This is a genomic window from Saccharomonospora amisosensis, assembly GCF_011761185.1.
Taxonomy (GTDB): Bacteria; Actinomycetota; Actinomycetes; order Mycobacteriales; family Pseudonocardiaceae; genus Saccharomonospora_A; species Saccharomonospora_A amisosensis.
In genome coordinates this window covers 3071111-3097282 of sequence record NZ_JAAOYM010000001.1, presented here as the reverse complement: position 1 = coordinate 3097282, position 26172 = coordinate 3071111, and the positions used below count along the sequence as shown (strand labels likewise).

Below are 26172 nucleotides of genomic sequence, written 5' to 3'. Positions count from 1 at the left end.
CTTGCCCCTGCCGCCGTCGCCGTTGCCTCCCAGCCTAGTGAACCCCGCCGCGGCCTGGAGAAGTTCTGCCAGTTCTGCCGAGGAACGGGATGCGGCGCAGGCCGGTGAGGGTGCTGTGCGCGCCGCTGTTCGCCGAGATGCGTGGCTGCCACGCCCAACTGCCGCGATGCCTGCCTGAGTTGATCGACGGGTGGGAACGCGACCGGGGTGGTGTCTGTAGGCGGCATCGCGACGCCTGCCATTACGCTCCAGCGGTGTCCAAGTTCGCCACCGTGACCAAGCGGTTGTTGCTGGGTCGCCCGTTTCGTAGCGACAGGCTCCAGCACACCCTGTTGCCGAAGCGGATCGCGCTGCCGGTGTTCGCTTCCGACCCCATGTCGAGCGTGGCATACGCCCCCGAAGAGATCCTGCTCATGCTGTCGATCGCCGGGGCTTCGGCCTACGTCTACAGCCCGTGGATCGGTCTCGTGGTGGCGTTGGTCATGGCAGCGGTCGTGGCCTCCTACCGGCAGAACGTGCGCGCCTACACCTCGGGCGGCGGCGACTACGAGGTGGCCACCGTCAACCACGGTCCCCGATGGGGCCTGATCGTGGGTAGCGCGCTGCTGGTCGACTACATCCTGACGGTGGCGGTGTCGATCGCCTCGGCCGCGGCGAACATCGGCTCGGCGATTCCGTTCGTCGCCACCCACAAGGTGCAGTTCGCGGTGGTCGCGATCCTGTTGCTGACCGCGATGAACCTGCGTGGCGTGCGCGAGTCGGGCACGGCTTTCGCGATCCCGTCCTACGCGTTCGTGGTCGGCATCCTCGGCATGATCGTCTGGGGCCTTGTGCGCACGTTCGCGTTCGGTGACGAGCTGCGGGCCGAAAGCGCGGACCTGGAGCTCGTCGCGGAGGAGCAGCACCTGGCCGGGTTGGGGTTCGCGTTCCTGATACTGCGGGCGTTCTCCTCCGGAAGCGCGGCGCTAACCGGTGTGGAGGCGATCGCCAACGGGGTGCCCGCGTTCCGCAAACCCAGGGGGCGCAACGCGGCTGCCACGCTGCTGATGATGGGCGTGCTGGCGATCGCGATGTTCCTCGGCCTGCTCTTCCTCGCCAGACTTACCGGCGCGGTTATCGCGGAGAACCCGGCGGAGCAACTGGTCAATGCCCCTGCGGGTTACGAGCAGAAGACACTCGTCGCCCAGCTGGCGGGTGCGGTGTTCACGGATTTCCAGCCGGGAGTCTGGTACGTCATCTTCTTCACCGGGTTGGTCCTGGTCCTGGCCGCCAATACGGCGTTCAACGGCTTCCCGGTGCTTGGATCGATCCTCGCGCAGGACAGGTTCCTGCCCCGGCAGTTGCACACCAGGGGCGACCGGCTGGCGTTCAGCAACGGGATCCTGTTCCTCGCCGGGTTCGCCATCGTGCTGGTGATCGCTTTCAACGCGGAGGTCACCCAGCTCATCCAGCTCTACATCGTGGGTGTCTTCGTGTCCTTCGTGCTCAGCCAGAGCGGCATGATCCGGCACTGGAACCGGCTGCTGCGCGACGAGCGGGACCCGGCGGCACGGCGCGCGATGCGCAGGGCGCAGCTGACCAACGGCTTCGGTCTTGTGATGACCTCGGCTGTGCTCGTGGTGATCCTGGTGACCAAGTTCCTGGCGGGTGCGTGGATCTCGATCGTGGCCATGGCGGTCATCTACTTCGTGATGGGTGGCATCCGCAGGCACTACGACCGGGTCGCAGAGGAGCTAAAGGAGATTGAGGGCGAGCAGGTCACACTCCCCGCACGCAACCACGCGATCGTGCTGGTGTCTCAGCTGCACCGGCCCACGCTGCGGGCGCTGTCCTACGCCAAGGCGACCAGGCCCGACGTGCTGGAGGCGGTCACCGTCAACGTGGACGACGCCGAGACCAGAAAGCTCGTGCGTGCCTGGGACGAGCACGGCTTCTCGATCCCGCTGAAGGTCGTCGAGTCGCCCTACCGAGAGGTCACAAGGCCGGTGCTGGACTACGTCAAGCGGGTCAAGGGCGACCAGCCCCGTAACGTGGTCACCATCTTCATCCCGGAGTACGTGGTGGGCCGCTGGTGGGAGCAGTTGCTGCACAACCACAGCGCGCTGCGGCTGAAGAGCAGGCTGCTGTTCCAGTCACGGGTGATGGTGACGAGCGTGCCCTGGCAACTGGAGTCGTCCAAGCGTGCGTCACGGCGCGCCGACCGCAGCAGGCCGGTCGCCGGTGATGTCCGGCGCGGCTTGTTCGAGCGACGGGGCAACGGTGACCGGACCAGGGAGCCGAAGTCGTGAGCGAGAGCTGGCAGGGCCGTACCTTCGAGATCGAGGTCGGTCCCGTGGCACACGGTGGGCATTGCGTGTCCCGGGTGGACGGACGGGTGGTGTTCATGCGGCACGCGCTGCCGGGTGAGCGCGTGCTGGCCGAGGTCACCGAGGACGCGGGCAAGTCGTTCTGCCGTGCGGACGCCGTCAAGGTACTCAGTGCTTCGCCGCAGCGGGTCACCCCACCGTGTCCGGTCGCAGGGCCGGGACTGTGCGGCGGTTGTGACTGGCAGCATGCCGCGGCCGACGCGCAACTCGACCTCAAGGCCGCGGTGGTGTCCGAGCAGCTACGGCGGCTGGCCGGAATCGAGCGGCCCGTGCGGGTGGAGGCCTTGCCAGGTGGCCTGCTGCGCTGGCGCACCCGGGTGAGGTTCGTGGCCGCACAGGATGGCAGGGCGGGGCTGCGCGCCCATCGCAGCCACCGGATCGTCCCGCTGACCGACTGCCCCATCACCACCACGGCGGCGGTGCGGGCGGTGCTGCCGCGCAGGTGGGGTCCCGGGAACGAGATCGAGGTCACCTCCGACTCCGATGGCCAGGTGCACGTGCGCGAGGCGGGCGAACAGCGGGTGGGCGGTGTGGCGGTACAGCGTGCGGCAGGGCGGCGCTGGCGGCTGTCCGCGCACGGGTTCTGGCAGGTGCACCCGGAAGCGGCCGAGACGTTCGCGAGCGTGGTGGACCAGTGGGCCGAGGCGTCGCGAGACGGATTGGCATGGGATCTGTACGCGGGAGCCGGGCTGTTCGCCGGGGTGCTGGCGCAGCAGGTCGGGGTGGGCGGCCGGGTGCTGGCGGTGGAGGCGGATCGCCGCGCGGTCGCCGACGGCGAGGCGAACACCGCCGGGGCGCCACAGGTGCGCTGGCGCCGCGGCGCCGTGGAACGGGTGCTGCGCGAGTCGCGCGGCAGATCGAACCGCCGCCACGAAAGGCCCGAGGTCGTCGTGCTCGACCCACCGCGCAAAGGCGCGGGCAAGGCGGTGGTTGAAGCCGTGTCCGGTGCGCGACCAGAGCGTGTGGTGTACGTGGCGTGCGATCCCGCCGCGCTGGCCAGAGACCTCGCGACCTTCGCCGCCCGGGGCTACCGGTTGGACCGGCTGCGTGCCTTCGACGCGTTCCCGATGACCCACCACGTCGAGTGCATCGCGCTGTTGCGGCGCGGGTGAGTCGGTGGTGGTGGACGCCGGTGTCGTGGTCAGCTTCCCCAGTGATGTGCCTCAGTGATGTGTCTCGCCTGAGGCCGGGTAGTCGCGGGGCCGGAGCAGGGCCAGCGCCGCTTCGATGATCCGCTGTGGACTGTCACCGACATCGACGGTGACCCCGTCCTCGTCGGGTGCGAGAGGTTCGAGGTCGCCGAACTGCGACTCCAGCAGGGACGGCGGCATGAAGTGACCCGTGCGGGTGGCCAGCCTGCCCGCGATGACGTCACGGGAGCCTTCGAGGTGGACGAACCGAACGCGGGCACGGGCGGCTCGCAGCGAGTCTCGGTAGCGCCGCTTCAACGCCGAACACGTGACCACCGCGCCGGGCCCCGTTTCGGCCTGCGCGTTGATCCAGTCGCGGATGGCTGCCAGCCACGGCGCCCTGTCGGCATCGGTGAGTGGCACCCCCGAGGCCATCTTCGCGATGTTGGCGTCGGGATGGAAGTCGTCGGCCTCCGCCACCGGCCAGCACAGCCGTGCCGCCAGCGGCCGGGCGAGCGTGCTCTTGCCCGCGCCCGACACGCCCATCACCACCAGGCAGGTGGACATGATCACTCCCTCACCGAAAGCGACATCGTCGCACGAGGTGAGCGGTGAGAAACCCGGCGCGGCCCCGCACACCCTCGGTGCCGGACCTGTCGCGGACGTCGCCGACCGGGTGAGGCCCGGCAGCGACTGCACACGGTATTTTCACGCTGGAGGCGATCCACTCGGTTGAGGTCGAGTTCATCCGTCCGCGCTCTCCTAGACTGGGCGGGCGAGGCAGCGAAGGCGATTGCGACTGATGGCGACCGATGGCGAGCGAGGTGGAGCGTGACGTTGCTGGAGTCCGTGCACGGACCGGCCGACCTCAAGCGAATGGACCACGACGAGCTTGAGGTACTGGCTGGAGAGATCAGGGATTTCCTTGTCGACAAGGTGTGCAGGGCGGGCGGCCACCTCGGACCGAACCTCGGTGTCGTCGAACTGACGCTGGCGCTGCATCGGGTCTTCGACTCGCCGCGTGACGCGCTGTTGTTCGACGTCGGCCACCAGGCCTACGTCCACAAGATCGTCACCGGCCGCCACAGCGGCTTCGACAACCTGCGGCAACTCGGCGGCATCGCGGGCTACCCCTCCCGCGCGGAGAGCGAGCACGATCACATCGAGAACAGCCACGCCTCGACGGCGCTTTCCTACGCCGACGGGCTGGCGAAGGCCTTCCAACTCGAAGGAGGCGGACGGCACGCCGTCGCCGTGGTCGGAGACGGTGCCCTCACCGGCGGGATGTGCTGGGAGGCGCTGAACAACATCGCCGCCGACCCGCAACGGCCCGTGGTGATCGTGGTCAACGACAACGGCAGGTCCTACTCACCCACTATCGGAGGGCTGGCCGAACACCTTGCTTCGCTGCGGCTACGGCCGGGCTACGAGCGGCTCCTCGACGGCGGGCGGGAACTGCTGCAGCACACCCCGGTGGTGGGCAAGCCCATCTACACGGCCCTGCATGCGGCCAAGGCGGGAATCAAGGACGCGTTGAGCCCGCAGGTGATGTTCTCCGATCTCGGCCTCAAGTACTTCGGCCCGGTGGACGGGCATGACATCCCCGCGCTGGAGAAGGCGCTGGCCGGTGCCAAGGCGTTCGGTGGCCCTGTGATCGTGCACGCGGTCACCGAGAAGGGTCACGGTTACCCGCCCGCGGTGAACCACCAGGCCGACCAGATGCACCAGACCGACCCCATCGACCCTCGAACCGGGCTGCCGCCGGTGAAGGGGCCGAGCTGGACCTCGGTCTTCAGTGACGAACTGGCCGCCATCGGCGCCGAGCGCGAGGACGTGGTCGCGATCACGGCGGCGATGCTGCGTTCCACCGGGCTGCATACCTTCGCGGAGGAGTTCCCCGACAGGTGGTTCGACGTCGGCATCGCCGAGCAGCATGCGGTGACCTCGGCCGCCGGGCTGGCGATGGGTGGCAAGCACCCGGTGGTCGCGGTGTACTCCACGTTCCTCAACCGCGCGTTCGACCAGGTGCTGATGGACGTGGCGCTGCACCGGCTGCCCGTCACGCTGGTGCTCGACCGGGCCGGTATCACCGGGCCAGACGGCCCGAGCCATCACGGCATGTGGGACCTCTCCCTGCTGGGAATGGTCCCCGGGATGCGGGTGGCCGCGCCTCGCGACGCCGGCACGCTGCGTGAGGAGCTGCGTGAGGCGATCGCGGTTTCGGACGGCCCGACCGCCCTGCGGTTCTCCAAGGGTTCGGTCGTGGAATCGGTGCCCGCGGTTGAACGCCTCGGTACCGTCGACGTGCTGCGCAGGGGCGGGTCGGAGGACGTGCTGCTCGTCGCCGTGGGGGCGTTCGCCGGGCTCGGGCTTTCGGCGGCAGATCGGCTCGCCGATCAGGGGATAGGCGTGACCGTGGTGGACCCGCGCTGGGTGCTTCCGGTCGCGCCCGAGCTGGTGGAGCTGGCCGCTTCGCACCGGTTGGTGGTTACCGTGGAGGACTGCGGAAGGCACGGCGGCTTCGGTTCGGCGGTCGCCGCCGCACTGCGCGACGCCGACTGCGACGTCCCGTTGCGCGACCTCGGTGTGCCGCAGCGGTTCCTGCAACACGGCTCCCGCGAGCAGGTGCTGGCCGGTGTCGGGCTGACCGCGCAGGACGTGGCGCGCAAGGTCACCGAATGGGCAGCCAACCGGATCGGCGATGCGCAGGCGGCCGACGAGGCGGCGGTGGAGTCACCCCGCGACTGAGACTCGCCGGTGCCGCCGCCCGGCTTCGCGACAGCGAACCCGGCGTAAGGTTCTTCTCAGGAAGCTGTGGAACGGTGTTGACGTGCGGGTACTGGTAGTCGAGGACGAAGAGCCGCTTGCCGAGGCGATCGCGCGCGGGTTGCGCAGGGAGGGCATGGCGGTCGACGTAGCGCTCAACGGTGACGACGGCCACGAGAAGGTGTCGATCACACGCTACGACGTGGTGCTGCTCGACCGTGACCTGCCCGGCATGTCCGGCGACGAGCTGTGCAAGGAGATCGTTACCTCCGGCGAGCTGACCAGGGTGCTGATGCTCACCGCCAGCGGTGCGGTGTCCGACCGCGTCGAGGGGCTGTCTCTCGGCGCCGACGACTACCTCGCGAAGCCGTTCGCGTTTCCCGAGCTGGTGGCACGGGTCAGGGCACTGGGAAGGCGGGCGACACCGCCCGCCCCACCGGTGCTGACGGCCGACGACGTCGAACTCGACCCGGCGAGGCGGACGGTGCACCGGCGGGGTCAGCTGGTCGACCTCACCCGCAAGGAGTTCGGGGTGCTCGAGGTGCTGCTTTCGGCGGGAGGGGCCGTCGTCAGCAGCGAGGATCTGCTGGAGCGGGTGTGGGACGAAAACGCCGACCCGTTCACCACCACGGTCCGGGTCACCGTCATGACCCTGCGAAAGAAGCTCGGTGAGCCCGGCATCATCGAGACCGTGGTTGGTTCCGGTTACCGGGTCCCCGGTGCGGGTTCGAAGACGGGTTCTGGTTCCCTCGAGGGGTGATGCGCCTGCCCGGCCTGCCCGCACGCGGTCTGCGTGCTCGCATCACCGTGCTCGCGACCGTGCTGGTGGCGGTGGTGAGCGTGGTGTTGTTGTGGCTGGCCTGGCGCCTGGTCGGCGACTCGGTCGCCGCCGTTCCCGAGCTGCCACCCGGCACGACGGTGCGGGTGGACGGTGTCGAGGTGGAAGCGTCGGTGCTGGCCGAGTACCTGCGTGAGCACGCGAGGCAGCGGATGTTGCTGGCCGGTGCCGTCGCGTTCTTCTTCGTGGTGGTGGCGGCGGCGATCCTGGCGTGGACGTTCACCTCCCGGGTACTGCGCCCGCTTCGCGAGATCACCGATACCGCGCGCCGGTTGTCCGTGGAATCCATGGGCGAGCGCATCGGGACGCTGCGTACTCGCGACGAGCTGGCCGAACTGGCGCACACCTTCGACGCGATGCTCGACCGGTTGCAGGCGGCTTTCGACGCGCAGCGGCACTTCGTCGCCAACGCCAGCCACGAGCTGCGCACCCCGCTTTCGGTGATCCGCACCGAACTCGACGTCACGTTGTCCGACACCGCCGCCGACGAGGTGGAGCTGCGCAGGATGGCCGAGGTGGTCCGCGAAGCCACCGAGCGCGCCGAGCGGCTGGTCGGTTCGTTGCTGCTGCTGGCACGCACCGACGGCGCTGGTGTCGCCGTCATTGAGCGGGTGGACCTGGCCGCGGTGGTGGACACCGCGTGGCGCGCGGTGCGGTCCGAGGCCGACAAACGGGGGCTGCGCGTGGAGTTCAACACCGCGCCCGCTGCGACGACAGGCGATCTGGCGTTGCTCGAACGGGTCGCAGGCAACCTGCTGGAGAACGCGGTGCGGCACAACCTGGACGGGGGCTGGATCGAGGTCTGCACGCGTCCCGGCGACCGCTGGTCCACACTCACCGTGCGCTCGTCGGGACAGCTCATCGACCCGGTGACGGTTTCGGAGCTGTTCGAACCGTTTCGGCGGGCAGGCGTGGCCCGCACGGCGCGGTCCGGCGCCGGGCTGGGACTGTCGATCGTGCGGGCGGCGGTGCGGGCGCACGGCGGATCGGTGACGGCCGAACCGGTGGTAGGCGGCGGACTCTCGGTGACCGTGCAGCTGCCCTCGACTGCGTAGGCGGCTACGGTCGGGGCATGGTTCCCACGGTCGAGCTGAACAACGGTGTCCACATGCCCCAGGTGGGTTTCGGTGTCTACAAGATCCCCGACGACGAGGTGGTCGGTGCGCTGCGGACCGCGTTCGACGCGGGCTACCGCAGCGTGGACACCGCGACGTTGTACCGCAACGAGCGCGGAGTCGGTGTCGCGGTCGCGGAGTCGGGCCTGGCCCGCGAGGACGTGTTCGTCACCACCAAGCTGTGGAACACCGACCACGGCTACGACGAGGCCATGCGCGCCTTCGACACCAGCCTGAACCTGCTCGGGCTCGACTACGTCGACCTCTACCTCATCCACTGGCCGGTTGCCTCGGCGGACAGGTACGTGCCGACGTGGCAGGCGCTGCGCAAGCTCGCCGAAGAAGGTCGAGCCCGCGCGATCGGGGTGTCCAACTTCCAGGTCGAGCACCTGCGCAGGCTGCTGGATGAGACCGGCGTGGCACCGGCCGTCAACCAGATCGAGCTGCACCCGTGGCTACAGCAGTCGCAGCTGCGGGCGTTCCATTCCGCCCACGGCATCGTCACCGAGGCGTGGGCGCCGATCGCGCGTGGCGGGGCACGGCTGGGCGACGAGGTGCTGGACAGGCTCGCCCGCAAGCACGGCAAGACACCCGCGCAGGTGGTGCTGCGCTGGCATGTCGAATTGGGTCACGTGGTGATCCCGAAGTCGGTGACGCCGAAACGGATCGCCGAGAACATCGACATCTTCGATTTCGAACTAGACGAGCACGACATGTCGATGATGGCCACGCTGGACGACGGGTACCGTACCGGCCCACATCCCGACAGCATGGGCTGAGCCGTGCTCAGGCGTGGGTATGCAGCGCCTTGCTCAGTTCGTCGGCGGTGAGTTCGATCTGCCACGGCCGCGCACCCGCGGCGCGTAGTACCTCGGCTACCCCCTCGGGGGAAGCGTCCGGCGGCGGGCGCCAGCAGGTTCGCCGCAGCAGGTCGGGAAGCAGCAGGTTCTCCACCGGCAGCCGGTGATGCTCGGCCAGCTTGGTCAGTGCCGTGCGCGCGGCGGCCAGCCGCGCGGCCGCATCGGGGTCCTTGTCCGCCCACCGGTTGGGCGGCGGCGGGCCGTCATTGGGTGGCGAAGGGTTGGGCAGTTCCGACGCAGGCAGCGTTCGCGCCGCCTGTAGGTGACGCAGCCAGTTGCCGGTGTAGCGGCGCTGCACCCGGCCTCCGAACACCGGCAGGGCCTGCAGGTCGGCCGTGGTGCGGGGATCGGCGAGCACGGCGTTGATGATGGCGCTGTCGGGCAGAATGCGGCTCGGTGCGCGATCACGCTTGCGGGCGAGCTCGTCGCGCGCCTGCCACAGCGCACGGACGGCGGCGAGCCCGCGAGCGGTGCGGACCTTGTGAATGCCGGAGGTACGTCGCCACGGCTCCGAGCGCGGCGCGGGCTGGCTGCCTGAGGTCCGCACCCACTCGAACTCCTGCCGCGCCCATTCCAGCTTGCCCTGTGCTGAAAGCTCGGCTTCCAGCTTCTCCCGAAGCGGCACCAGCAACTCGACGTCGAGCGCGGCGTAGTTGAGCCAGTCGGTCGGCAGCGGCCGTTTCGACCAGTCGGCCGCGCTGTGGCCCTTCTCCAGCTTGTAGCCCAGTAGGTTCTCCACCAGCGTGCCCAGTGCCACCCGCTCGTAGCCCGCCAGCCTGCCCGCCAGCTCGGTGTCGAACAGTGACGGCGGCCGCAGTCCGAGATCGGCGAGGCACGGCAGATCCTGCGACGCGGCGTGCAGCACCCACTCGGTGTCGGCGAGCACGGCACCGAGTGGTTCGAGGTGATCGCGCAGCGGTATGGGGTCGATGAGCACAGTGCCGGAGCCCTCGCGCCGGACCTGTACGAGGTAGGCCCTTGGCCAGTACCGGTACCCGGAGGCGCGCTCGGTGTCGACCGCGATCGAGCCGCTGCCCGCCGCCAGCCGGTCGCACGCCCGGCGCAGTTGCTCGGGTTCGGAGGCGACCGGTGGGGTGCCGCCCGCCGGTTCCCTCAACGGTATGGACGGCGGCATGGGCGCAGACTCCAGCGGCACACCCGCGCCGTGATCTGCGTTGTCCACAAGAGTGAACCCTACGGGACGGGAAAGCCGCGCCTGGTTCGCCCGCCCCGTAGGGACCCTCGTAACTAGCGGATCACACCGGCCCGCATGGCCAACGCGACCATCTGTGCGCGGTCTCCGGTTCCGAGCTTGCGCCCGATCCGCGACAGGTGGGACTTCACCGTGAGCGCGGAGAGGCTCAGCTCCTCACCGATCTCCTTGTTCGACTGCCCGTCCGCGACGAGTTGCAGCACCTCGACCTCCCGAGCGGACAGCTCGCGCGGGGTGTTGTCGGTGCCCGGCACGCGGGTACCGGTGGCCAGCACGGGCGCCACGCTCGGGTCGGCGTACACGCCGCCTTCGAGCACCCTGCGCACGCCGTCGGTGACTACCACCGGCGACGCGGATTTCAGCAGGTAGGCCTGGGCGCCCGCCTGGAATGCCGAGCGGACGGCGTACGGATCGTCGGACGACGCCAGCACGACGACGCGGGGCCAACCGTTGGTTCGAAGCTCGGTGACGAGTTCGATTCCACTGCCATCAGGCAGGCCGAGGTCGAGGATCGCGAGGTCACACGGCCCGGTGGCCGTAGCCCTCGCCCGCGCCTCGGCTACGGTCGCGGCCTCGTGGACCGTGCCCGCGCCCATTTGCGCCAGTCGTGCGGCAATCGCCTCCCTCAACAGCGGGTGGTCGTCTACCACCAGCACCGAAAACAGTTCCTCCCGCGGGTGCGGGACCATGCTCGCCGGCAACGCGCCGGCTGGCGTGGATCGGACGGCCTGGGTAAAGCCGACGGCAGCCACGTCACTACCTCCCTGGAGTCGGTCGTGCCCCCCGACCGGCACCGGGACTTTCGGCCAATCAGCCGCGCCAGCTTTAGACCGAAAGTGGTGTCGTCGCATGCACTCTAGCCGCCCGAGTGGGTCAGTGGGGGGATCGAACACGTATCTATCCCAATCGGGTAGTTACTCGCGTCTCCCCCCATAGCACGATCGAGTTAATACACAGCGAGTGGTTAACACATAGCGAAGCGTCGGCGATATAACAGGAATCCGGATATTCAGGCGCGCGTGCAGATGCTCTGTGCAGGGCGAATGCGGGTGGTTTGCCCGAGGGCGGGGTGGGGGAGGGAGCGTCTCGCGAGAGGCTCCAGTATCACCCGCGCCGATCTCGGAAGGAAGGCGGGGGTGGCCCGGCCGGGCGGTGCCGTGAACGCAGCCGCGCCGCCCGTTCGTGGCGGCCTCAGGGGTCAGGACGGGTCAGACGACTGCCGCTGATCGAACATCGTGACACCCACTGGTGGTAGCCCCGCGTAGCTCGACAGGACCCGGCAGAACGCATCACAGTGGCATCGTAGATCGGCGCTGGCTGGGGTCCACGAGGCCCGCAACTCGATGTCGTCGGTGCGGCCCTGGGCGGCGATGTCGCCGAACCGCGCCGATGAGGTCTCGGTCACCGTGCCGCCCAGCGCCTTCCATGCCGCGCCGGAGGACTCCAGCGCCTCGGTGAGCCACGACCAGCCCACCGTCGGCAGGAAGGGGTCGGTGGCGAGTTCACGGTCGAGTTCGGCGCGTACGTAGAGCACGAGTCGGAACACGCCGTCCCAGCTTTCCTGGCCTTCGGGATCGTGGAGCAGGACTAGTCTGCCGGAAGCCAGCACGTCACCGGGTCCGCTGGTCTCACCGCTGAGCGCGTGCGCCCACGGCGCCAGCCGCTGCGGTGCCCGGATCTCCTCCAGGCGAACCTCCGGTCGCGGACGCACGGACTCCAGCGTGGCGACGGCGGCACGGAACTCCTCGGGCGCCTGGGTCATGGCGGTCACCGCCCGACTGTAAGCCGCGCCCGCCGCGAGTCGGGCGAGGACGCGCCGAGAGAACCCACTCCGACACCGCGTGGCACGATAGCGATGATGACAACATCTCAGGTCTCGGCCCGCCGCGAGCTCGCCGACGCGCCGCTGTTGGTCGCCGCGAGAGGCGGCAGGCCGTCGCGGGTCCCCGTGTGGTTCATGCGCCAGGCGGGTCGCTCGCTGCCCGAGTACCGGGAGGTTCGGGAAGGCGTGCCGATGCTCACGGCCTGTCTCGATCCCGAACTGCTGGCCGAGATCACCCTGCAACCGGTACGGCGGCACGGGGTGGACGCGGCGATCCTGTTCAGCGACATCGTCGTGCCGCTGTACGCGGCAGGCGTTGAGATCGACATCGTGCCTGGCACGGGCCCGGTGGTGGCTACACCCGTGCGCTCACGCGATGCCGTCAGGGAGCTGCCGAGGCTGGAACCCGACCGGCTGCGCGCGGTCGCCGACGGGGTCGAGCTGCTGTTGTCCCGGCTCGGCAACACGCCGCTCATCGGTTTCGCGGGAGCGCCGTTCACCCTCGCCTCCTACCTGATCGAGGGTGGGCCGAGCCGCAACCACGAGCACACCAAGGCCCTCATGCACAGCGATCCCCGGCTGTGGCACGAACTCGCCGACACGCTGGCCGAAGTGACCCTGACCTTCCTCCGAGTCCAGCTCGAGGCCGGCGTCGACGCCATCCAGCTGTTCGACTCCTGGGCCGGCGCCCTCTCCGAGCGCGACTACCGCGAGTTCGTGCTACCGCACTCGGCCAAGGTGCTGGCCGGTGCGGGCGGCTACGGGGTGCCGCGCATCCACTTCGGTGTCGGTACCGGCGAGCTGCTCACCGCCATGCGGGAAGCGGGCGCCGACGTGGTGGGGGTCGACTGGCGGGTGCCGCTCGACGAAGCCGTCCGAAGGCTCGCGCTGCCGGGTGGGCCCGCGCCCGTCGTGCAGGGCAACCTCGACCCGGCGTTGCTCATGGCGCCGTGGCCGGTGGTGGAAACCGAGGTGCGGCGCATCGTCGAGGAGGGCAGGACGGCGGCGGGCCACATCTTCAACCTGGGCCACGGCGTGCTGCCACAGACCGATCCCGGCGTGCTGAGCAGGGTCGTGGAGCTCGTTCACAGCTTGTGAGGTCAGCATGCGGGTAGCGGTAGTCGGCGGGGGCATCTCGGGGCTGGTGGCCGCGTACCGGTTGCGGACGGCGCTCGACGCCGCCGCCACCATCACCATCTGCGAGGCGACCGGCGAACTCGGTGGCAAGCTGCGCACCGGCAAGCTCGCGGGGCGTGCCTTCGACGTCGGGGCCGAGGCGTTCCTGGCGCGCAGGCCGGAGGCGGTCGAGCTGGCGCGGGAACTCGGGCTGCGGGCGGAGCTGACGCACCCCGCACCGGTGTCCGCGACGGTCCGCGCGGGTGGCCGGACGCTGCCGCTGCCGCGCCACACCGTCATGGGCGTGCCCGCCGCGCCGGACGCCGTGCGTGACGTGCTGTCGGCCGCCGGTGCCGCCGCCGTCGCGGCCGAGGCGAGCCTGCCAGGACTGTCGCTGCCTCGGGAGGCCGAGGGCGATGTGTCGCTGGGCGAGCTGCTGCGGCAGCGGTTCGGCGACGAACTCGTGGACCGCCTGGTCGACCCGCTGCTCGCGGGCGTGTACGCGGGTGGCTCCGATGGGCTGGGCATGCGTGCCACCATGCCCGCACTCGCGGCCGCGGTTGACGCGGGCGCACGATCGCTGACCGAGGCGGCCGCCAACCTGCTGCCGAGCGAGCCGGGTGGCTCGCCGGTGTTCGCGACCCTCACCGGTGGGCTCGGCACGCTGGTGAACAGGCTCGCCGCCGCGTCCCGTGCCGAGGTGCGCTTCGGCGCACCGGTGCGGGCACTGCACAGGCGCGGTGACGGCTGGCGGCTGGTGTTGGGTGCCGTCGCCGCGGCGCACGCCACCGCCGACGCGGAACTCGACGCGGACGCCGTGGTGCTGGCCGTGCCCGCGCCCGCAGCGAGCAGGTTGCTGGCCGAGGTCGCGCAGGAGGCCTCCGCCGCCTTCGCGGAGGTGGAGCTGGCCTCCATGGCGGTCGTCGGACTCGCGCTGCCGCCGCGAACCGAGCTGCCGCGGGCATCGGGAGTGCTGATAGGCGAAGGTGAGCTGCGCGCGGACGGCACACCGTTCACGGCAAAGGCGTTCACCTTCTCCGCACGCAAGTGGGGCCACCACGCCGGGCAGGGCGCTCCGGTGCTGATCCGCGGCTCGGTCGGTCGCTTCGGTGACACCGCGGCGCTGCGCGCTCGCGACGAGGAACTGGTGCGCCTGGTGCGCTCCGACCTCGCCGAACTCACCGGATGCACCGCCGAGCCGGTGGACACGCTGGTGCAGCGGTGGGGTGGGGGCCTGCCGCAGTACGGCGTCGGCCACCTGCGGCGGGTACGGCGTATCGAACGCGCCGTCGCCGAGATCGACGGGCTGGAGGTAGCCGGCGCGACACTGCACGGCGTCGGCATCCCTGCCTGTATCGCCACCGCGGACGCGGCCGTGGCCCGACTGGTGGGACGATAGGGGCATGGCGCGCCTGAACTACCAAGAACTCAACGACACCATCCGCTACACCGCCTGGTCGGTGTTTCGCGTCGAACCGGGGCGGCTGCCCGACGACAGGGGGCAGGCGGCCGCCGAGACCGTCGAGTACCTCGACGCGCTCGAAGGCAAGGGCGTTGTCGTCCGTGGCGTTTACGACGTCGCCGGGCTGCGGGCTGACGCCGACTACATGATCTGGTGGCACGCCGAGGAACCCGAGCAGGTCCAGGCTGCCTACACCGGGTTCCGGCGCACGCCGCTTGGCCGGGTGTCCACCCCGGTGTGGAGCCAGTTCGCGCTGCACCGTCCCGCCGAGTTCAACAAGAGCCACGTGCCCGCTTTCCTCGCGGGCGAGGAACCCCGCAAGTACGTGTGCGTGTACCCGTTCGTCCGGTCCTACGAGTGGTACCTGCTTCCGGACGACGAGCGGCGCCAGATGCTCGCCGACCACGGGATGCAGGCCCGCGACTACCCCGACGTGCGGGCGAACACGGTCGCCTCGTTCGCCCTCGGCGACTACGAGTGGATGCTCGCGTTCGAGGCCGACGAACTGCACCGGATCGTCGACCTGATGCGGCACCTGCGCGGCACCGAGGCCCGCAGGCATGTGCGGGAAGAAATCCCCTTCTACACCGGCACGCGCGTGCAGCCGGGGGAACTGGTGCTCAACCTGCCGTGAGCTCGCGCCGGGTCGGGGTGCCCGCCGTGCTCACGACCCGGCAGGCACCAGTCGCAGCGCGATCGAGTTGATGCAGTACCGCTGGTCGGTTGGGGTGGGGTAGCCCTCGCCTTCGAAGACGTGGCCAAGGTGGCTGTGGCAGGAGGCGCACAACACCTCGGTGCGGACCATTCCCAGCGAGCGGTCCTCTCGCAGCAGCACGGCGTCGGAATCGGCCGGATCGAAGAACGACGGCCAGCCGCAGTGGCTTTCGAACTTGGTGTCGCTGCGGAACAATTCGGCTCCGCATGCCCTGCACTCGTACACGCCGGTGGTGGAGGTGTCGGTGTACTCGCCGGTGAACGGCGGCTCGGTCGCGCCCTGCCGCAGCACGGCGTACTCCTCGGCAGTGAGTTCCTGACGCCATTCCTGCTCGGATTTCGCCACGCTGGGCTCGGCACCGGTGACAGGTTCCATGCGCCCCAGGCTACCTGGACAGCCAACTCAGCAGGTCGCCGAGCGTGTCCCAAGCGGTCACCACCACACCGGTCATGATCAGGAGCACCACCAGCGCGGCGATCCACCAGCGCAGCCCGCCCGCGCGGTTGCTACCGTCGGCGAACTCCGCAACGCCCTTGATCGACGCCTCGACGGTGAACGCGGGATCGCAGCGCTGCATCCGGTCCAGATGCTCGGCGAAGGCCCGCGCCTCCGGGTCGTCCGGGTCGAGCCCGACGAGGTCGTCGTCGAAGCGCGGGTGGCGTCCCGGTGTCTCGGTCATGAGTCAACGGTAAGCCAGGCCGCGGGCGCTGTGCATCAGCGTTGGACGTTGTGCTCAGGGCGCGGGTCACCGTCCAGCAGCAGTTTGCCACCGGAGTCGAGCACCGTGAGGTACATCGGCCGCAGCCCGCTGCCGAAGTCGACGTTGACACTGATGTCGACGGAGCCGTCGGGGTTGTTCGCGCGCTTGTACGCCACCGCGCTCTGCAGATTCCGGATCTCGTGGTCGTCCCAGTAGTCCTTGTACGCCTTCTTATCGCCGAACAGTGCCTGACTGGCAGGGGTCAGCATGTCCCAGTTCTTCTCCGGGTCGTCGTAGAAGTCGATGACGCGCTGCCCTGCTACACCCCAGTCGACAGCGGAATCGGAGTTCTGGACCTGGTTGCTTTCGCTGGTGGACGGGGGGCCGGAACTCGGTGGTGCGCTCGATGCGGTGCTGCCGCCCTGGTTCGCGGTGTTCGGATCGTCCGTGCCGCCCGTGTTCAGTGCGACGATGAGCACGGTGACGACCAGCGCCGCCGCGAGCCCGATCGCGCCGAAAACGAGCGGCTTGCGTCTGCCGTTACCGGCACCGGCGCCGTTGTTCGCGCCGTTTCGGGGAGGAACCGGCGGGTAGGTCGAGGTGGGGTTGTGCCTGGGAGCCTCCGCCGCGTTGCGTTGCCACGGCGGTGGCGGCGCCGGTGCCCGAGGCGGCTCGGCCGTGGCGGGTTTGGCGCCTGCCCCGGCGACCGGCAGCGGGGGAGACACCCGGGTGGCGGGGGAGGAGTTGCCGTTGGCCTCGCTGGTGGCCAGTGTCGCGAGGCGGTCCCTTGCCTCGTTCATGCTCGGGCGCTCTTGCGGCTCGGTGCGCAGCAGGCTCATCAGCAACGCGGTCGCCGCACCTGCCCGGGTGGGCGGGTTGACCTTGCCGTTGGCGGCCGCGTACAGCAGGGCGAGCTGGTTGGTGCTGTCACCGTAGGGCGGAAGCCCCTCGATGGCGTGGTAAAGCGTCGCGCCGAGGGCGAACACGTCGGAGCTCGGCGTGGGGTCGGCGCCTCTGGCCAGTTCCGGCGCGAGGTAGGCGGGCGTGCCGCCGATCAGGCCGGTCTGGGTCAGGGTGAGATCGCCGCTGGCCCTGGAGATGCCGAAGTCGGTGATCTTGCAGGTGCCGTTGTCGTCGATGAGGATGTTGCCCGGCTTGATGTCGCGGTGCACGATCCCGGCGCGGTGCGCGGCGACCAGTGCCGCGGCCACCTGCTCGCCGATGCGCGCGACCTCCGGCACCGGAAGGGTTCCCCGCTCGGCGAGGATCGCCGAAAGGCTGCGGGACGGCAGGTACTCCATCACCAGGCACGGTTCGCCCGCGTGCTCGGCGATGTCGAAGACCACGATCGCGTTGGGATGCTGGAACCGCGCCGCGTTGCGTGCCTCACGCATCGCGCGTTGCCGCATGGTCGCGCGCTCGTCATCGGAGAGCCCGGGCTGGGTCACGATCTGCTTCACGGCGACTGACCGTTCGAGGCGCTCATCGATCGCTCGCCAGACGATGCCCATGGCACCGCTGCCGACGTGCTCGACGAGGCGGTAGTGGCCTGCGATCAACTGACCGGTGTCGATGGCGCCTGCTCCTCGGCTGTGTTCCGCGATCGGGGAATGGACTTCGGGCACGAACCGTGCTGATCCGCGCCCGGTTGAGTGTAGCGCTCCGCATCCTGGGCTCCTCGTGAACCGCCGTGCGGCAAGGACCTACTCGCCCGCCCGCGCGGGCAGTGGAGCAGGGCGTTGCGCCGAAGAGAGCACACGCGAAAGACCCAGCGCGCCGAGTGCGGCGAAGGCGAGATAGCAGCCGACGAGTGCGGGTGGGGTCGTGCCGGTGAGCGCGTCACCGAGCACCACAACGGCCACCGTTCCCGGCAGGCTGCCGAGCACGGTCCCGGTCAGGTAGGGGCGAAGCCGCAGCGGCGAAAGCCCGCAGCAGTAGCTCAGTGGCGCGAACGGCAGCACCGGGATGAGCCGCAGCGAGGCGACCGCGAGCGCACCGCCGTCGGCGAGCCGCTCGGCCACGGCACGCAGCCGCCTCCCGCGAGAAAGGCGGGAAAGCAGGTCCCCGCCCGCCGCCCTGGCCAGCAGGAACGCCAGGCACCCCGAGATCGCCGTCGCCACAACCGCCACGGCGATACCGAGCGCCTCGCCGAGTAGCAGGCCCGCGGCGAGATTGAACACCGTCCGTGGAATCGGAGCCACCGTCAGCAGTGCGTAGGCCAGCAGTAACACCAGCGCCCCCGCCGCTCCCGCCCCGCTCGCCCACGCCCGCAGTTCGGCGGGGCCGGGGATCGGCAGCAACAGCGCCGCGGCGGTCAGTACACCGACGGCCGCGAGCCCGCCCAGCAATCTCCTCGCACCCGCCACGCGCTCAACGGTAGAGCACAAGCTGACCACGCCTCGCGCCGACACCTGTCCACAACGGACTCATGGTTGGGCTCAGTCGCGCGCGACCGCCGCGATCCGGCCTTCGTGCCGGAACTCACCGTTCCCGAGCAGCGCACCGCGGTCGCCCGTCGACAGCCAACCATCCTCGGTGACCCGCGCCGGGGCGGCAGGCTCGCCGAGGTAGTGGTCGACGAGGCAGTAGCCGCGAAACTGCAGCTCTCCCGTCTCACCGGGGGGCAGCGGCCTGCCGGAGTCCGGGTCGACGACGCGGACCTCGATGTCCTTCGACACCGGCAGCCCGCCCGCCGACCACCGCCGAGGCGCCGCCGAGTCCGGCGGCCACAACGCGGCCGGGCTCAGCACCTCCGCGGAGCCGTACAGCCCCGACACCGTGACGCCCAGTTCCTTCTCCGCCCGGTGAGCGAGCTCGGCCATGTCCCGCTCGGCTAGCGCGACGCCGAGCCAGCGCCACGAGTTCGGTACTTTCGGCCCCGCCGTGTCGTGCCACTGCCTCGCCAGCTTCGAGATCACCTCGCCTGCGGCGGCAAGGTGTGTGGCCGCGAAGCGGGACAGCGCGGCGAGCAGGTTCCCCGGCTTCAGCGTCGGTTCGAGCAGGCAGGTCGCCCCGCCCGCCACGGCGGCCAGCGCCGAGCCGAGGCCCAGTGGTGAACTCAGCGGTTCGGCGCACACCAGCACATCGTCGTGCCGCAATCCGATGGCCAGCGCGGTGTCGACGGCGAAGCGCACGAGCGAGGACTCCAGGTGAGCCGCGAGCGAGGGAGCGAAGGCCACGGCGAGTTCGTCGCCGCTGGTCACCGGCATCGGCATGCCCGCGGTCGTCGCACTGGGCAACCAGGCGCCGCCTCCGACGTCGTAGCCTGACGGGTCCACCGGCGGTTCGCCGTGCGGGCCCGCGACCACGGCCACAGCCGGCGGGGCGAGCTGGCCGCCCGCGGTGGCTTCGCGCAGCAGGTCCGGCAGCTGTGACCCGGGTAGCGCGTGCGGCAGCGCGACCACCCGGGGCCTGGCTCGCTGGAGCACCGGTGTCACCTCTTCTGCCCCGCAGTGTGGTCGCAGACCGACCACGTGCGCGCCCAGCGAGGCGGCCGCGACGTGCCAGTCGAGCCAGGTGGACCAGTTGGGCAGGCACACCGCAACGGCATCGCCACGCGCGACACCCGCCGTGGCCAGATCCGCCCGCAGCTGCAGCGTCCTGCGCCACAGCTCGGCACGGCTCACGTGTGCGGGTCGGTCGGGATCGACGTCGATCGCGATGATGGCGTGGGGGTCGCGCTTGGTCAGGTCCGAGAGCAACGACAGAAGATTCACCGGGGGCCAGCGAAGCACCTGGCCCACGCCGCCGTCAAGACCGGCTAGGTTGGGCGGCATGCGGTCGCTGAGGGTGTTCACCAGCGTGCTGACGGTATTGGCGTTCACGGTGCTAACGGCGCTCTCTGGAACAGCGGCACCCGGCGGCCCGCCGGACGTGCTGCGGGCGGTCAGCTTCAACATGCACGCCGGAATCGGTGCCGACGGCGAACTCGACCTCGAACGCGTCGCCGAGGTCATCCGGCACAGCCGAGCCGACGTGGTCGGCCTGCAGGAGGTGGACGTGCACTTCTCCGCCCGCAGCGACTACGTCGACCAGGCCACGCGACTGGCCGAGCTGACGGGGATGCGGGTGTTCTTCGCGCCGATCTACGACCTGGACCCCGAGCCGGGGCACTCGCAACGGCGCCGCTTCGGCGTCGCCATTCTCAGCCGCCATCCGATCGTCGCCACGACCAACCACGAGCTGACGCGGAAGTCGACGGTGGGCCCACCGCGTTCGCCCACACCGATGCCGGGGTTCGCCGAGGCGGTGGTGTCGGTGCGCGGCAGGCACGTGCATGTCTACAGCACGCACCTGGACTACCGCGCCGACCCGGCCGTGCGGCGCACCCAGGTGGCCGAGACGGTGCGCGTCCTCGACGGCGACCCGCCGCAGGCCCGTCAGGTGCTGCTCGGCGACCTCAACGCCGAACCGGCGGCACCGGAGCTGGGTCCACTGTTCCAGCGGGTACGCGACGCGTGGGGAACGAGGCGGGGCGGGCTCACCTACCCCGCGCCTCGGCCGGTGAAGCGCATCGACTACATCACCTTCGCCGGGCCGATGCGGGTAGAGGGAGCGCGGGTACCGCGGTCGTCGGCGTCCGACCACCTGCCGGTGCTGGCCCTGTTGCGACTCGACCTCGGTTGAGAGGCGGCTCAGGCCGGACACAACGTGCCGTCACGCGGCACGTCGCCGTCGACGAGGAAACCCCGCACCGCCCGCATGACGCACGCCGAGGTCAGCGCGCCGTGGCCGCTGCCCTGCCAGGCGATCCGCACGGCACTGGGCATCCGCTCCGCGGCGCGGATCGTGCCTCGCTCCGGAGTCACCGGGTCCACCGCGGTGCTCACCACCAGCATCGGAGGCGCCCCTTCGACGCCGATCTCGGGTGCGGGCTCGGCGCGGCTGGGCCACGGGCTGCACCAGGCCAGTTCCTGTGCCACCACCGAGCCGAATACCGCGTGCCTGTCACCGAGTTCGCGCGCCACCCGGCGAAGCCGGTCGGCGGGCAACCGGGTGACGGAGTCGTTGCACCGGGTCGCGAGGCTGCCGTCCAACCGCGCCGCGGAGTCCTGCGACTCCAGCAGCAGCGGCCTGACGAACTCCGCCAGCGGGCCGGCGTCACCTGACCGTGCCGCCGTGACCGCATCGGCGAGTTGCGGCCAGCGCTGCCGATCGGCGAGCCCCTGCAGCACAGCCCGCAGCGCCAGTGGCGCGCCCATGGTGATGCCGTCGGCGGTGCTCAGCGGGCGCGCGCGCAGTTGTTCGGCCAGTTCGGCGACCTTGGCGCGGGCGTCCCCGCCGAGCGCGCATTCCCGGCTCGCGCAGTCGGAGGAGAACGCGTCCAACGTGGCCTCGGCTCCCGCCGCGACACCGTCGAGCACGGTCACCATGTCGGTGGAAGGGTCGGGCACACCGTCGAGGACCGTCCGGCCGACCCTGCCGGGGTAGCGCGCGGCGTAGAGCGCGACCACCCTGGAGCCCTCACCGTGGCCGAGTGCGTTGAGGTGGCGCAGACCCAGCTGCTCACGCAACTCGTCCAGGTCGCCCGCGGTGCGCCAGCTGTCCAGCGCGGGCTGCTGGTCCTCAAGGTTGATCGCGCACTGCTGCCCGGCCACCCGGGCGGCGTCCAGCAGCGTGTCGAAGGAGCGCGTGGGATCGGTGTCCAGCAGCGTCGCTCGTACGTCGCCGGGAACGCACCGCACCGGGTCCGAGGTGCCCGTGCCCCTGCGGTCCACGCCGATCAGCGAGAACCGCCGAAGCAACTCGCTCGGCATCGACGCGGCGAGGCGCGCGGCGTATAGCGTTCCCGGCTCGCCGTCCACGTCGTTGACCACCACAAGCGGCACCGGCCCTTCGCCCGCCTTGAGCAACCCGATCCGCGTGATCCCCCTGCCGGGCAGGTCGGGCGCGTCCAAGGTGGACGTCATGCGAGCACACGAAACGCTTGGCGAGTCACCCGGGCGCTCACCGAGCCGGTCGAGAACCTCAGTGCCGCATCGCGACCAGTCGATCCGCGACTCACCCGGCTCCTCCAGTCCAGGCAACGGGACCTGCCGCGACGAGCTGGGTGGCTGCTGCGGCGTTGGTCCGTCGTTCTCCACCACCGGCGGGCGGGCCGACGGGCCCGCCGTGCACGCGGTGAGCAACACCGAAGCCAGCGCGGCGAGGGCGAGGTGCCTGCGGGCACGACCACGACGCGGCACTGATCGCATCCTCACTTCCCGTGCTCGTGGGTCCCTGCGCTTCCAGCCTGGCACGGCCGCGGTGAGGACGACGTGAGCGACGCATCCGCGCCCGACCTCGACGACCTCACTGGTCGCGGCGGTATCGCAGCATGGTGAAACCGTCCTCGTGCAACAGTGACGCCAGCCGCATGCGGCGCGGCACGGCGGCGGACCTGCCCGCGACGATCCGGTCGGCGCCCGCCCCGGCCAGCAGTGGTGCCAGCGTCAGGCAGAGCTGGTCCACCAGGTCGTCGGCGACCAGTGAGGCGAACAGGTGCGGTCCACCCTCGCAGTTGACCCGCAGCAGGCCGCGTCGCGCGAACACCGCGAGCATCGCAGGCAGCCCCACCGCGTGCTCACCCGCGACCACCACCTCGGCCCCTGCCTCGGCCAGCGCGTCCCTGCGCTGTCTCGGCGCACCCGCCGTGGTGACGATGATCGGCGGCACGATCGTGTCGGACACCACGGGATCGTCGGGCGCGACGGTGCAGCGACCGCTGACCACCGCGATCGGCGGCACGTCCGCGAGCCCGTGCCTGCGCCTGCGCTCCACCCGCACCTCGCCCGGCTTGGCCCCCCGATACCGTTCCGCCTTCACCGTCCCCGCACCGACCAGGATCACGTCCGCCAGGTCCCGGCCGAGCGCGAAGATCCGCTTGTCCGCCGGGTGCGAAAGCCCTTCCGAGCGTTCGCCGACGGCAACCGCGCCGTCGGCCGAGGAGACGAAGTTGGCCTGCACCCATGGCCTGCTCAGTTGAGCGGGATAGCCGTAGAGCTCTTCCAGGTCGGCGTCGGTGAGCGGAGCGGCCGACGCCGCGTCCGGTGGGATGGGCCACAGACGATGCACGGTGTCAATCCCAACACGTGCCGTGCGGACCGGCTGACCGGGGGCAGCACATACCCTGACCGCCATGCCCACCGAGCAGCTGACCGCCAGACGGCCGGAGATCGGCGCCGACGAACTCGTCTCCACACTGGTCCCGCCGCCGAGGTTCGACCGCGTCCGCTTCTCCACGTACGTGCCCAACCCGGCCGAGCCCAGCCAGAGCGAGGCGGTTCGGTCGTGCTCGGAGTTCGCGACGCGCCTCGCCGACTCGTCGGCGCGTGCCAAGGGTTGGCGGTCGTTGCTGCGCAGGCGCGACACCGGGCAGGGACGGCAGGGCCTCTACCTCGACGGCGGATTCGGGGTGGGCAAGACGCACCTGCTGGCCTCGATCTGGCACGAGGTGCCCGGCCCCAAGTCGTACGGCACGTTCGTCGAGCTCACGCACGTGGTCGGCGCGCTGGGGTTCGCCGAGGCGGTGCGCAGGCTGAGCGGACACCGCCTGCTGGCCATCGACGAGTTCGAGCTGGACGACCCCGGCGACACGATGCTGGTCAACCGGCTGCTGCGGGAACTGACCGACGCGGGGGTGTTCGTGGCGGCGACGTCCAACACGCTGCCGGACAAGCTCGGTGAGGGGCGCTTCGCGGCAGAGGACTTCCTGCGGGAGATCCAGTCGCTTTCCGCCAGATTCGACGTAGTGCGCGTGGACGGACCCGACTATCGGCACCGTGGGCTTCCCGAGCCGCCGGAGCCGGTCAGCGACGACGAACTCGCGGCGTCGGCACGGGCCCGGTCCGGTGCGACGCTGGACCACTTCGACGCGCTGTGCGACCACCTGGCACGGTTGCATCCATCGAGCTACGGGCGACTGGTGGACGGGGTCTCCGCCGTGCACCTGCGTGGCGTGCGACCGGCTGCCGACCAGGCGATCGCGCTTCGGCTGGTCGCCTTCGCCGACCGGCTCTACGACCGTGCCATACCCGTGCTGACCTCGGGTGCGCCGCTGGACACCCTGTTCACCGAGGAGATGCTGGCAGGCGGATACCGCAAGAAGTACCTACGGGCCCTCAGCAGGCTCACCGCGCTGGCCAGGGACGCGGTCGCCTCGCAGCCCGCCGGGTAACAGCCGTTCCACCAACACGGCGATTGCGGCGGTGACGGTCACCCCGAACCCGACCCCGCCCACGACATCGGTGGCGTAGTGGTAGCCCAACCCCACCATCGCTATGCCTGCCAGGGCCAGCAGCACCGCCCCCGCCGCCAGCACGAGGCCGCGCTGCCTTCCGGTGCGCGCGAGGATCACGAGCACCGTGAGTACCGACACGAACAGCACGGTGTGCCCGCTGGGGTAGACGAGGTTCTCGCCGTAGCGGCGGCCGAAAGCCGGCTTCAGCAGCCATGTGTTCAACGCCACAGCCGTGGCGGGTGCGGTGACCGCGAGCACGGCAGCCGCCGGGCGGTGCCGCCGCAGGCAGGTACCCGCGATGCCCGCGACGGCCAGCAGCACCAGCGGCAGTTCCATGGGCAGCAGGAGCAGGTGGAGCAGCAACTCGCGGCCACCGAGCCCAGCTTGCACGATCGTGGCGACGGCGCGGTCCACCCGGTTGGCGGTGCTGTCACCGGCCAGCGGTAGCCCGAACACGAGCGTGAAGGCACCGCCGGCGGCCGCGAGCCCGGCCAAGGCGCGAGTCTGCACAGACCCATGGTGCCGCAGCCGGGCTCGACCGAACGGGCCTCGCCGTGGCGACTACCGCGAAGTCACCACCGTCGCGATGGCGTCCAGGCCACGTTCAAGGTCCTGCTCGCTGATCATCAGGGGCGGGGCCAGCCGCAGGGTGTGTCCGTGGGTCTCCTTGCACAGCACGCCGTGGCGCAGCAGCTTCTCGGCCGCCTGCCTGCCGGTGAGGCCGTCGGGATCAATGTCGATCCCCGCCCACAGGCCACGCCCCCGTACCTCGGTCAGCCCGTCGCCGATGAGTTCGGACAACCGCGCGTGCAGGCGTGCCCCCAGCGCGGTGGCGCGTTGCTGGAACTCCCCGGTGGCGAGCAGCCGCACCACCGCCCTGCCCACCGCGCACGCCAGCGGGTTGCCACCGAAGGTGGAGCCGTGCTCGCCGGGCCGCAGCACCCCGAGCACGTCGGCGCGGCCCACCACTGCGGAAACCGGCACGATCCCGCCGCCGAGCGCCTTACCCAGCGTGTACAGGTCCGCCCGCACCCGCTCGTGATCCAGCGCAAGTACGGTGCCGGTCCTGGCGAGGCCGGACTGGATCTCGTCGGCGATGAGCAGCGCGCCCGCCTCGTCGCACAGCCCGCGGACTTCGGTGAGGTAGCCGTCCGGGGGGACGATGACGCCCGCCTCGCCCTGTACGGGCTCGATGAGAACGGCGGCGGTGCGGTCGGTGATCGCCGCGGCGAGCGCCTCGGTGTCGCCGTAGGGGACCACCACGAAACCTGGCGTGAAGGGCCCGTAGTCGGCTCTGGCGACCTCGTCGGTGGAGAAGGACACGATCGTGGTGGTGCGGCCGTGGAAGTTCCCCGCCGCGACCACGATCTGCGCCGTGCCGTCGGGGATGCCCTTCACCCGGTAGGCCCACTTGCGTGCCACCTTGATCGCCGACTCCACCGCTTCGGCACCGGAGTTCATCGGCAGCACCAGCTCGGTGCCGGTCAGTTCGGCGAGTTCGCGGCAGAACAGGCCGAGCTGGTCGTGGTGAAACGCCCGAGAGGTCAAGGTAACTCTGCCGAGTTGCTCGGTCGCGGCGGCGACGAGCGCGGGGTGCCGGTGCCCGAAGTTCAGTGCCGAGTAGCCGGCAAGGAAGTCCAGGTAGCGTTCGCCCTCCACATCGGTCACCCACGCGCCCTCCGCCTGCGCGATCACCACCGGAAGCGGGTGGTAGTTGTGCGTGCTCCAGCGCTCGTCGAGTGCGATCAGCGCTGAGGAGGTCAGGTCCGTGGTGTCGTCGGCGAAGGTCGTCATGCGTTCAGCGTAGGGCGAACTCGCTGAACTGTTCATCCGCTATACCTTGCTGCATAT

24 protein-coding genes are annotated in these 26172 nt (G+C 70.4%); 11 read left to right on the top strand and 13 right to left on the bottom strand.

The genetic code is table 11. The features are described 5' to 3' along the window. Nucleotides 1-254 precede the first annotated feature (254 nt). Complete coding sequence (locus tag FHU38_RS14995) at nucleotides 255-2288, top strand: APC family permease (RefSeq protein ID WP_167176105.1); 2034 nt, start codon at nucleotides 255-257, stop codon at nucleotides 2286-2288. Further along, nucleotides 2285-3478, top strand: coding sequence for a class I SAM-dependent RNA methyltransferase (locus FHU38_RS14990; RefSeq protein WP_167171763.1), 1194 nt, complete (start codon nucleotides 2285-2287; stop codon nucleotides 3476-3478). The genes FHU38_RS14995 and FHU38_RS14990 overlap by 4 nt, the downstream gene beginning before the upstream one ends. Before the next feature lie 51 nt (nucleotides 3479-3529). On the opposite strand, the gene FHU38_RS14985 is transcribed toward FHU38_RS14990, so the two are convergent. After that, nucleotides 3530-4066, bottom strand: coding sequence for a gluconokinase (locus FHU38_RS14985; protein WP_167176103.1), 537 nt, complete (start codon nucleotides 4064-4066; stop codon nucleotides 3530-3532). A gap of 261 nt (nucleotides 4067-4327) precedes the next feature. Between FHU38_RS14985 and dxs the strand changes: the two genes are divergently transcribed. The 4 genes from dxs to FHU38_RS14965 all read left to right on the top strand — a co-directional run bounded on the left by dxs (nucleotide 4328) and on the right by FHU38_RS14965 (nucleotide 8994). Beyond that, nucleotides 4328-6244 carry a 1-deoxy-D-xylulose-5-phosphate synthase gene (gene dxs, locus FHU38_RS14980; protein ID WP_167171761.1) on the top strand — a complete coding sequence of 639 codons (1917 nt, stop codon included), beginning with the start codon at nucleotides 4328-4330 and terminating at the stop codon, nucleotides 6242-6244. 82 nt (nucleotides 6245-6326) lie between these two features. Further along, nucleotides 6327-7022 carry a response regulator transcription factor gene (locus tag FHU38_RS14975; protein ID WP_167171758.1) on the top strand — a complete coding sequence of 232 codons (696 nt, stop codon included), beginning with the start codon at nucleotides 6327-6329 and terminating at the stop codon, nucleotides 7020-7022. Then, the gene (locus FHU38_RS14970; RefSeq protein WP_167176101.1) at nucleotides 7022-8155 is read left to right on the top strand and encodes a sensor histidine kinase; all 1134 of its coding nucleotides are present in this window, start codon (nucleotides 7022-7024) and stop codon (nucleotides 8153-8155) included. The genes FHU38_RS14975 and FHU38_RS14970 overlap by 1 nt, the downstream gene beginning before the upstream one ends. 17 nt (nucleotides 8156-8172) lie before the next feature. Continuing rightward, entirely contained in the window at nucleotides 8173-8994 is an 822-nt protein-coding gene (locus FHU38_RS14965) for an aldo/keto reductase (RefSeq protein WP_167171755.1), read from the top strand. A gap of 7 nt (nucleotides 8995-9001) precedes the next feature. Here the strand turns inward: FHU38_RS14965 and FHU38_RS14960 are convergent, their stop codons facing one another. From FHU38_RS14960 to FHU38_RS14950, 3 genes are all read right to left on the bottom strand, one after another. Beyond that, entirely contained in the window at nucleotides 9002-10210 is a 1209-nt protein-coding gene (locus tag FHU38_RS14960; protein WP_208416505.1) for a ribonuclease D, read from the bottom strand. 113 nt (nucleotides 10211-10323) lie between these two features. Beyond that, nucleotides 10324-11040, bottom strand: a complete 717-nt coding sequence (locus tag FHU38_RS14955) for a response regulator (protein ID WP_009153932.1) — start codon at nucleotides 11038-11040, stop codon at nucleotides 10324-10326. A gap of 446 nt (nucleotides 11041-11486) precedes the next feature. Further along, entirely contained in the window at nucleotides 11487-12050 is a 564-nt protein-coding gene (locus tag FHU38_RS14950) for a DUF3000 domain-containing protein (protein WP_208416501.1), read from the bottom strand. Between the two features lie 96 nt (nucleotides 12051-12146). On the opposite strand from FHU38_RS14950, the gene hemE reads away from it, so the two are divergent. The 3 genes from hemE to hemQ are packed head-to-tail and all read left to right on the top strand — an operon-like array spanning nucleotide 12147 to nucleotide 15322. Next, a complete protein-coding gene (hemE, locus tag FHU38_RS14945; protein ID WP_390623323.1) occupies nucleotides 12147-13208 on the top strand; it encodes a uroporphyrinogen decarboxylase in 1062 nt (353 codons plus the stop codon). Nucleotides 13209-13215: 7 nt separating this feature from the next. Beyond that, nucleotides 13216-14625: a protoporphyrinogen oxidase gene (hemG, locus tag FHU38_RS14940; protein ID WP_167171743.1), complete on the top strand. Its 1410-nt coding sequence runs from the start codon at nucleotides 13216-13218 to the stop codon at nucleotides 14623-14625. A gap of 4 nt (nucleotides 14626-14629) precedes the next feature. Beyond that, nucleotides 14630-15322: a hydrogen peroxide-dependent heme synthase gene (gene hemQ, locus FHU38_RS14935; RefSeq protein ID WP_167171740.1), complete on the top strand. Its 693-nt coding sequence runs from the start codon at nucleotides 14630-14632 to the stop codon at nucleotides 15320-15322. Between the two features lie 30 nt (nucleotides 15323-15352). Here the strand turns inward: hemQ and msrB are convergent, their stop codons facing one another. The 5 genes from msrB to FHU38_RS14910 form a co-directional block, all read right to left on the bottom strand. After that, complete coding sequence (gene msrB, locus FHU38_RS14930; RefSeq protein WP_167171737.1) at nucleotides 15353-15778, bottom strand: peptide-methionine (R)-S-oxide reductase MsrB; 426 nt, start codon at nucleotides 15776-15778, stop codon at nucleotides 15353-15355. Between the two features lie 10 nt (nucleotides 15779-15788). Further along, the gene (locus tag FHU38_RS14925; RefSeq protein ID WP_167171734.1) at nucleotides 15789-16082 is read right to left on the bottom strand and encodes a hypothetical protein; all 294 of its coding nucleotides are present in this window, start codon (nucleotides 16080-16082) and stop codon (nucleotides 15789-15791) included. 35 nt (nucleotides 16083-16117) lie between these two features. Then, nucleotides 16118-17614: a serine/threonine-protein kinase gene (locus tag FHU38_RS14920; RefSeq protein ID WP_243852604.1), complete on the bottom strand. Its 1497-nt coding sequence runs from the start codon at nucleotides 17612-17614 to the stop codon at nucleotides 16118-16120. A 192-nt stretch (nucleotides 17615-17806) separates the two neighbouring features. Continuing rightward, complete coding sequence (locus tag FHU38_RS14915) at nucleotides 17807-18469, bottom strand: TVP38/TMEM64 family protein (RefSeq protein ID WP_167171732.1); 663 nt, start codon at nucleotides 18467-18469, stop codon at nucleotides 17807-17809. Nucleotides 18470-18541: 72 nt separating this feature from the next. Continuing rightward, the gene (locus FHU38_RS14910; protein WP_313886786.1) at nucleotides 18542-19900 is read right to left on the bottom strand and encodes an AMP-binding protein; all 1359 of its coding nucleotides are present in this window, start codon (nucleotides 19898-19900) and stop codon (nucleotides 18542-18544) included. On the opposite strand from FHU38_RS14910, the gene FHU38_RS14905 reads away from it, so the two are divergent. After that, on the top strand, nucleotides 19878-20729 hold the full coding sequence (locus tag FHU38_RS14905; RefSeq protein WP_167171729.1) for an endonuclease/exonuclease/phosphatase family protein: 852 nt from the start codon (nucleotides 19878-19880) through the stop codon (nucleotides 20727-20729). The genes FHU38_RS14910 and FHU38_RS14905 overlap by 23 nt on opposite strands. An 8-nt stretch (nucleotides 20730-20737) precedes the next feature. On the opposite strand, the gene FHU38_RS14900 is transcribed toward FHU38_RS14905, so the two are convergent. Further along, entirely contained in the window at nucleotides 20738-22297 is a 1560-nt protein-coding gene (locus FHU38_RS14900) for an alpha/beta fold hydrolase (RefSeq protein ID WP_208415682.1), read from the bottom strand. 97 nt (nucleotides 22298-22394) lie between these two features. Beyond that, nucleotides 22395-23165, bottom strand: coding sequence for a pyrimidine reductase family protein (locus FHU38_RS14895; protein ID WP_167176092.1), 771 nt, complete (start codon nucleotides 23163-23165; stop codon nucleotides 22395-22397). A gap of 55 nt (nucleotides 23166-23220) precedes the next feature. Here FHU38_RS14895 and zapE point away from each other — a divergent pair, with 55 nt between their 5' ends. Then, on the top strand, nucleotides 23221-24258 hold the full coding sequence (gene zapE, locus FHU38_RS14890; RefSeq protein ID WP_167171726.1) for a cell division protein ZapE: 1038 nt from the start codon (nucleotides 23221-23223) through the stop codon (nucleotides 24256-24258). Here the strand turns inward: zapE and FHU38_RS14885 are convergent. Together FHU38_RS14885 and rocD are read right to left on the bottom strand one after the other, a co-directional pair. Further along, nucleotides 24193-24831 carry a phosphatase PAP2 family protein gene (locus tag FHU38_RS14885; RefSeq protein WP_167171723.1) on the bottom strand — a complete coding sequence of 213 codons (639 nt, stop codon included), beginning with the start codon at nucleotides 24829-24831 and terminating at the stop codon, nucleotides 24193-24195. The two genes, zapE and FHU38_RS14885, sit on opposite strands and share 66 nt — an antisense overlap. 51 nt (nucleotides 24832-24882) lie before the next feature. After that, a complete protein-coding gene (rocD, locus tag FHU38_RS14880) occupies nucleotides 24883-26115 on the bottom strand; it encodes an ornithine--oxo-acid transaminase (protein ID WP_167171720.1) in 1233 nt (410 codons plus the stop codon). Nucleotides 26116-26172 lie beyond the last annotated feature (57 nt).

Excerpts from the sequence above, each read along its gene's own strand:
- FHU38_RS14960 (WP_208416505.1), bottom strand. The coding sequence starts at position 10,210 with ATGCCGCCGTCCATACCGTTGAGGGAACCGGCGGGCGGCACCCCACCG.
- FHU38_RS14905 (WP_167171729.1), top strand. The coding sequence starts at position 19,878 with ATGCGGTCGCTGAGGGTGTTCACCAGCGTGCTGACGGTATTGGCGTTC.
- hemQ (WP_167171740.1), top strand. The coding sequence starts at position 14,630 with ATGGCGCGCCTGAACTACCAAGAACTCAACGACACCATCCGCTACACC.
- zapE (WP_167171726.1), top strand. The coding sequence starts at position 23,221 with ATGCCCACCGAGCAGCTGACCGCCAGACGGCCGGAGATCGGCGCCGAC.
- FHU38_RS14950 (WP_208416501.1), bottom strand. The coding sequence starts at position 12,050 with ATGACCCAGGCGCCCGAGGAGTTCCGTGCCGCCGTCGCCACGCTGGAG.
- msrB (WP_167171737.1), bottom strand. The coding sequence starts at position 15,778 with ATGGAACCTGTCACCGGTGCCGAGCCCAGCGTGGCGAAATCCGAGCAG.
- rocD (WP_167171720.1), bottom strand. The coding sequence starts at position 26,115 with ATGACGACCTTCGCCGACGACACCACGGACCTGACCTCCTCAGCGCTG.
- FHU38_RS14925 (WP_167171734.1), bottom strand. The coding sequence starts at position 16,082 with ATGACCGAGACACCGGGACGCCACCCGCGCTTCGACGACGACCTCGTC.
- hemE (WP_390623323.1), top strand. The coding sequence starts at position 12,147 with ATGACAACATCTCAGGTCTCGGCCCGCCGCGAGCTCGCCGACGCGCCG.
- FHU38_RS14965 (WP_167171755.1), top strand. The coding sequence starts at position 8,173 with ATGGTTCCCACGGTCGAGCTGAACAACGGTGTCCACATGCCCCAGGTG.
- hemG (WP_167171743.1), top strand. The coding sequence starts at position 13,216 with ATGCGGGTAGCGGTAGTCGGCGGGGGCATCTCGGGGCTGGTGGCCGCG.
- FHU38_RS14920 (WP_243852604.1), bottom strand. The coding sequence starts at position 17,614 with ATGGGCATCGTCTGGCGAGCGATCGATGAGCGCCTCGAACGGTCAGTC.
- FHU38_RS14970 (WP_167176101.1), top strand. The coding sequence starts at position 7,022 with ATGCGCCTGCCCGGCCTGCCCGCACGCGGTCTGCGTGCTCGCATCACC.
- FHU38_RS14900 (WP_208415682.1), bottom strand. The coding sequence starts at position 22,297 with ATGCGATCAGTGCCGCGTCGTGGTCGTGCCCGCAGGCACCTCGCCCTC.